Source organism: uncultured Chitinophaga sp., from assembly GCF_937874145.1.
Lineage (GTDB): Bacteria > Bacteroidota > Bacteroidia > Chitinophagales > Chitinophagaceae > Chitinophaga.
In genome coordinates, this window is record NZ_CALNBI010000131.1 from 21,669 (window position 1) to 27,668 (window position 6,000).

At 57.6% G+C, this 6,000-nt stretch carries 5 protein-coding genes; 4 read left to right on the top strand and 1 reads right to left on the bottom strand.

The features are described from left to right. Positions 1–430: 430 nt before the first annotated feature. The gene (locus tag Q0510_RS05945; protein ID WP_298709131.1) at positions 431–718 is read left to right on the top strand and encodes an HTH domain-containing protein; all 288 of its coding nucleotides are present in this window, start codon (positions 431–433) and stop codon (positions 716–718) included. A 345-nt stretch (positions 719–1,063) separates the two neighbouring features. Here Q0510_RS05945 and Q0510_RS05950 read toward each other — a convergent pair whose 3' ends face one another. Continuing rightward, positions 1,064–1,591 (bottom strand): hypothetical protein, encoded by a 528-nt coding sequence (locus Q0510_RS05950; RefSeq protein ID WP_298709132.1) that lies wholly within the window; start codon positions 1,589–1,591, stop codon positions 1,064–1,066. 112 nt (positions 1,592–1,703) lie between these two features. Here Q0510_RS05950 and Q0510_RS05955 point away from each other — a divergent pair, with 112 nt between their 5' ends. From Q0510_RS05955 to Q0510_RS05965, 3 genes are all read left to right on the top strand, one after another. Beyond that, positions 1,704–4,130, top strand: a complete 2,427-nt coding sequence (locus Q0510_RS05955; RefSeq protein ID WP_298709134.1) for a glycoside hydrolase N-terminal domain-containing protein — start codon at positions 1,704–1,706, stop codon at positions 4,128–4,130. 142 nt (positions 4,131–4,272) lie between these two features. Beyond that, positions 4,273–5,340 carry a histidine kinase gene (locus Q0510_RS05960; protein ID WP_298709136.1) on the top strand — a complete coding sequence of 356 codons (1,068 nt, stop codon included), beginning with the start codon at positions 4,273–4,275 and terminating at the stop codon, positions 5,338–5,340. Continuing rightward, positions 5,337–6,000 (top strand): LytTR family DNA-binding domain-containing protein (locus Q0510_RS05965; protein WP_298709138.1); only part of this gene is annotated, 664 nt, incomplete at its 3' end. The genes Q0510_RS05960 and Q0510_RS05965, both read left to right, overlap by 4 nt.

Genomic DNA, 6,000 nt, shown 5'->3' on the forward strand with positions numbered 1-6,000 from the left:
TAGGAAAAGGCCTCTTTGAGGCCGCCGGCCGAATGGTATTAGCTACCCTTTGGGTAGCTATTTTATTTGTTAATAAAAATCAAAATATGACATATTTATAACATGGCGTTAACACTGGTCAAAACGGCTGTAACGTAATATTGATGCATGATCTACGCTCCAAGTTAGCCATTAGGAAGGCAACCTCTTTTATGAGGTTGCCTTTTTCAAATAGTTCGTTCGGTGCTGTAATAATGCAGGGCTGCGCCGTAATTTCGGAGAGAATCCTATCGAAGCAAAGTAGTACTGTATTATTCGTTAACCTTTTAAACCAATGCCCGCGAATGATGTGATTTTTTATTTCAGCTTAAGACACAGTAAAGCATTCCATTCCGTCCAGGACACATTCGTAAACAACATTTACAATTTAGCTTAAACCCCCTGTTGATCCATGCCAAAGCGTTATTTTGAAAGACTACAGACCATCGACTACCTGATCCGTATCAAAGGCACCGGAAAGCCCGCCCAGCTGGCCAAACGCCTCCGGATCTCGGAAAGAACCTTGTACGAGTTCCTCAAGCTCATGAAAGACCTGGGAGCCCCTATCGAATACGATAGATTCAAGGAAAGTTATTATTACGGGGAAAAAGGTGGGTTCAATATCAAGTTCACCAAACTGCTCGCCGGACTTACCACGGCCGTCCCCGCCCTGGTCATCTGCATAATGCAAATGACTTAGCATTAATTCTTCATGACCAACACGCCGGTTAACAATCAATTAACTCAAGCGTGATCACCTTAAAGCTATTTTGTTGTCGTAATCACGTTATGGCAACAAGGTAGCTTTTTGCCATGGCGTCTACCCTCCGTCTGACCACTGCATTGCTACATCCAGACTGTGCTGGCCCCAACTATCAATTGCACGAGCGGGTTTCTGTCCAGTTACCGGCCTGCAATTTTTCTGCGGCAGCACCGATCCTGAGATACAACGATTTTTATACGCGGTTTAGATCGATACGATCAACTTAGATGCTTAGACAATGCAGGTTTCTTTTCAGTCACCTGCCCCTTCACCCAGCCGCGTTTATCGTCCTTCCAACCGGATCATATCTTCCCAGCGCCGCCCTCCCCGCCAGGCCGGCCCTTTCGCATAAGCGAACTTCCCGCTCCCGCTCGTCAGCCGCACCACCTCCCGCCCTTCCGCCGCGAAATGCCAGATATACTGATCTTTTACCTCCCCGCCTTTCACAGGGAGCAATTGCAGCTGCAACAGGCCGTCCATTTCCCCAATGCGCAGGTCCATCCCCCAGCCCGGCGTGCCTTTCATCTCCACGATCAGCAAAAAATCCTTTCCGTACCGCATGGGGAAACCCTCGCTCCGCCCCGGATGGCCCGCCGCCAGGCAATTGTTGACCGTGGAGCTGTCTTTCAGCACATACACGACATACTCTCCCGTTACCCGGCCTGCCGGCAGCGTATCGCTGAAGGCGGACTGGCCGCAGGGGGACAAGTACCGGTAATCGCCGATGGGGATGTACGAAATGACGGGGGCCTGGTTGCGGGCGGAGGGAGTATTGCAGCAAGCGAGCGCCCACAACATTGGAATTAACACGCGCATCCGGTAATTTACGAAGAACCCGGCTATGCGCAAATTTTCACCAATACCGGCTGTCGTTTATCCAACCGTAGCATTTTCACCCGTTTCCGGCTATATTTAAATCATTATGCACCACGCTCTACTGACGATGCTGACGGTTACCACCCTGGCCGCGTCCGCCCAACAGCGGCCCGACCAAACCCTTTCCTTCAGCCAACCCGCAACTCACTACCAGGAAGCCCTGCCGCTGGGCAACGGCACCCTTGGCGCCCTGGTTTACGGCCATCCCTCCCGCGACCGCTTCGTGCTGAACGAAATCAGCATGTGGTCCGGCGGCCCCCAGGAAGCGGACAACGATACCGCTTACCGCATCCTGCCCCGCATCCAGGAGGCATTGCTCGCAGGGCGCAACAAAGACGCGCAGCAACTCCTGCAACAGTATTTCATCTGCAAGGGCAAAGGCTCCGGGCATGGCGCAGGCGCCAACGTACCCTACGGCTCCTACCAGACCTTCGGCGATCTCACGCTTGCCTGGAAGGATACATCCGCGCCGGTACAACAATACCGCCGCAGCCTCGACCTGTCTACCGCCACCGCCACCACCACCTGGCAGCGTAACGGCGTCACCTACACGCAGGAATCCTGGATCAGCCAGCCCGCCAACCTGCTGGCCATCCGCATTACCGCCAGCCGCAAAGGCGCCATCTCCCTCAGCGCCTCCCTATCCCGCCGGGAAAGGGCTACGGTCCGCACGGAGAACGGCACCCTCGTCATGGAAGGCCATCTCAATAACGACGGGCAACAGGGCATGAAATTCGCCGGCGCTTTGTCCGCTCACCCCTCAGGCGGACACAGCACCGTTTCCGCGGAAAGCATCATCATCGAAAATGCAGACGCCCTCGTACTGTACTTCACCGCAGCCACCGATTATAACGACGCAGACTTCCGGCAGCGGGGAACCGATCCTTTACCGGTGGTATTGAACCGGTTGAAGGCGGCCGGCGCGCAAAAAAACTATGCCGCACTGCAGCAATCCCAGCGGCGGGCGCACCAGTCACTGTACCAGCGCAGCGCCTTCACGCTGGCGGCAGCGCCTGGCCCCAACGGGTTGCTCACCACGCCGGAACGGCTGGCGAAATACTATGCCGGCGAATCAGACCCGCAACTCCCCGTGCTGTACTACAATTACGGACGCTACCTGCTGATCGGGTCTTCCCGCCCGGGGCATCTTCCCGCCAACCTGCAGGGCCTGTGGGCGCCCGAGTACCAGGCGCCCTGGAACGGTGATTACCACATCAACATCAACCTACAGATGAACTACTGGCTGGCGCCCGTTACGGGACTGGACGACCTCGCCGAGCCCCTCCACCGCTATATCCGCATGCTTTCCAAAGAAGGCGTGCGTACCGCCAAAGCCTATTACAACGCGCCCGGATGGGTGGCCCACGTGATCACCAATCCCTGGGGCTTCACTTCGCCGGGCGAAGGGGCCGACTGGGGCTCTACCCTCACCGGCGGCGCCTGGCTTTGCGAACACATCTGGGAGCACTTCCGCTTCACGCGCGATACGGCTTTCCTCCGCGAATATTACCCCGTACTGAAAGGTTCTTCCGACTTCCTGCGCGCTATTCTCATCCGCGAGCCGGAGCACGGATGGCTGGTGACCGCGCCTTCCAATTCGCCGGAGCACAGTTTCATCATGCCCGACGGCACCCGCGCCAGCACGGTGATGGGCCCGGCCATCGATATGCAGATCTGCCGCGAGCTCTTTGGCGCAACCATCGAAGCCGCGCGCATCCTGGATACCGATGCGGCATGGCGGAAAGAAATGGATAGCGTGCGCGCGCAACTGGCGCCCAACCAGATCGGAAAAGCCGGCGACCTGAACGAGTGGCTGCACGACTGGAAAGACGGCGAGCCGCACCACCGCCACGTTTCGCACGCCTATGCGCTGCATCCCTACGACGAGATCACCCCCTGGGGCACGCCCGAGCTGGCCGCCGCCATGCGCGAAACCCTTCGCCAGCGTGGCGATGATGGCACGGGATGGTCGCTCGCCTGGAAAATCAACTTCTGGGCGCGCCTGCAGGACGGCGACCATGCGCTCACGCTTATCCATAAACTGCTGCGCCCCGTCGATCCCGCCAATGCGCGCGGCGGCGGTACTTATCCCAATCTTTTCTGCGCGCACCCGCCCTTCCAGATCGACGGTAACTTCGGCGGCACGGCGGGCATCGCGGAGATGCTGTTGCAGAGCCACGGCGACACTTCCGTCATCCGTTTGCTGCCCGCATTGCCTTCCGAAACCGGATGGCAACAGGGCAGCGTGAAAGGCTTCCGCGCAAGGGGCGGTTTTGCGGTGGACCTGGACTGGAAAAACGGGAAAGTCGCCACGGCGAAGATCAGGTCGCTGCAGGGCAGTACCTGCGCGGTGGTGGTGCCTGCAGGGAAATCGGTGTATACCGCGAAAGGGAAGACCCTGTTCACCTCCGGATCTGCTGCGAAGCAGGTTTCGTTTCCGACAGTGAAAGGTGCGGAGTATGTAATCCGGTAAGAAAATTTTTATATATCGTGGAAGCGCCCCGGCACCGGGGCGCTTCTTTTTTTGCGCCGGTTCTCCTGCCGTTCGCCGCCAATTTTCGCCGTTGGGGGGATGGAATTTCCTACCTTACTGCTGAACGTTTAGATTTGAACCCATGAAAATACGCTACCGGTATTGGGCGGCCCAGATCCTGGGCTGGGCACTGTTCACCTACCTCTGGAACAACATCCGCACGGATGGTTTCGGGCTGCGGGGGGATGTATTCCTGGACCCGGATTACTACTTCCATGTGGTGAACGGCATCGTGTGGACACATTTGCTGGACGTTTTCATCCGCCGGTTCGGGCTTGCCAGGATGCGCTTCGGCGCGGTGTTCGCGAAGCTATGGCTGGCCGTGGTGTGCGTGACGGTGCTGATGGTGGGATGTTTGTCGGCGCTGTCGGTTTGGGAAGCGGGAGGATGGCATGCCTTTACCACCAACGGGCTGAAAGACAGGGACGGTTTGTCGGGCATGGCGCAGATCATGATCGTGCTGGCGCTCGTGTTGTTCGTTTGGCACCTGGTGGTGTGGGGATGGGTGGTGATTTACTTCGCGGTAGCGCAGGGCCGGATCAAGCAGCAGGAGCTGGAAAGCGAAAACCGGCTGAAGCAGGCTGAGCTGGATAATCTCAAAACGCGCCTCAACCCGCATTTCCTGTTCAATTCCCTCAGCAGCATCCGCAGCCTGATCGCCGAAAACCCGGAACGGGCGCAGCGGGCCGTGGGCGAACTGGCGGAAGTGCTGCGCAGCGCCATGCTCTCGGAACGGCAGCAGCTCATCGCTTTCGAAAGGGAACTTGAAGTAGTAAAACATTACCTGGCGATTGAAAAGATCCGTTTTGAAGAAAGATTGCAGGTCGAATATCAGATAGACGCCGGAACGGAACTACAAACCATGCCGCCCATGCTGCTGCAGACGCTGGTGGAAAACGCCATCAAGCACGGCATTTCCAAACGCAGTGCCGGCGGCAGCATCCGCATTTCGGCGGGCCGGGAAGGGAAGCATTTCATCATCCGGGTAGAAAATACCGGGCAGATCACGGAACCCGGTACCGACGGCGGTTTCGGCATCAGCGGCACTCTCCGCCGGTTATCCCTCCTGTACGGCGCCAATGCCTCTTTCCGCATCGCCAATCATTCAGACCAAACCGTGCGCGCCACGGTTATAATTCCTGCAGCATGATTTCCGCATTGATCATAGACGACGAGCGCCTTGCCCGCAACGACCTCCGCGGCATCCTCAAATCCTTCCCGCAGGTAGCTATTGCCGGAGAAGCCGCCAATATCACGGAAGCGCAGGAAATGATCGCGCAACTGCGGCCCCGGCTGCTTTTCCTCGATATCGAGATGCCGGAAGGCAACGGGTTCGGGTTGCTGGAAATGCTGGATACGACGCCGCACGTCATCTTCACCACCGCCTATGATGCTTATGCCATCCGGGCTTTCGAGATCAACGCGCTGGATTACCTGCTGAAGCCCGTCACGGAAAACCGCATGCGGGAAGCCCTCGCGCGTATACCCGCCGCTCCGGCCATCGTTCCCGCCGCCAATTATCTGTCCATCCATGAGAAAATATTCGTAAAAGACGGCGACCGCTGCTGGTTCGTTCCGCTATCCGACATCCGCCTGCTGGAAGCAGCCGACGACTATGTGCGCCTGCGCTTCGGCAAACACGCGCCCCTGCTCGCCCGCAGCCTGCAGTCATTCGAAAGCAAACTCGATCCGCAATATTTCTTCCGCGCCAGCAGGAAACATATCGTCAACCTGCAACATGTGCAGTCCGTTTCGATACAGCCATCCCAGCTCCTCCGGATGGAGATGAGCGACGGCACCACCGTTCCCC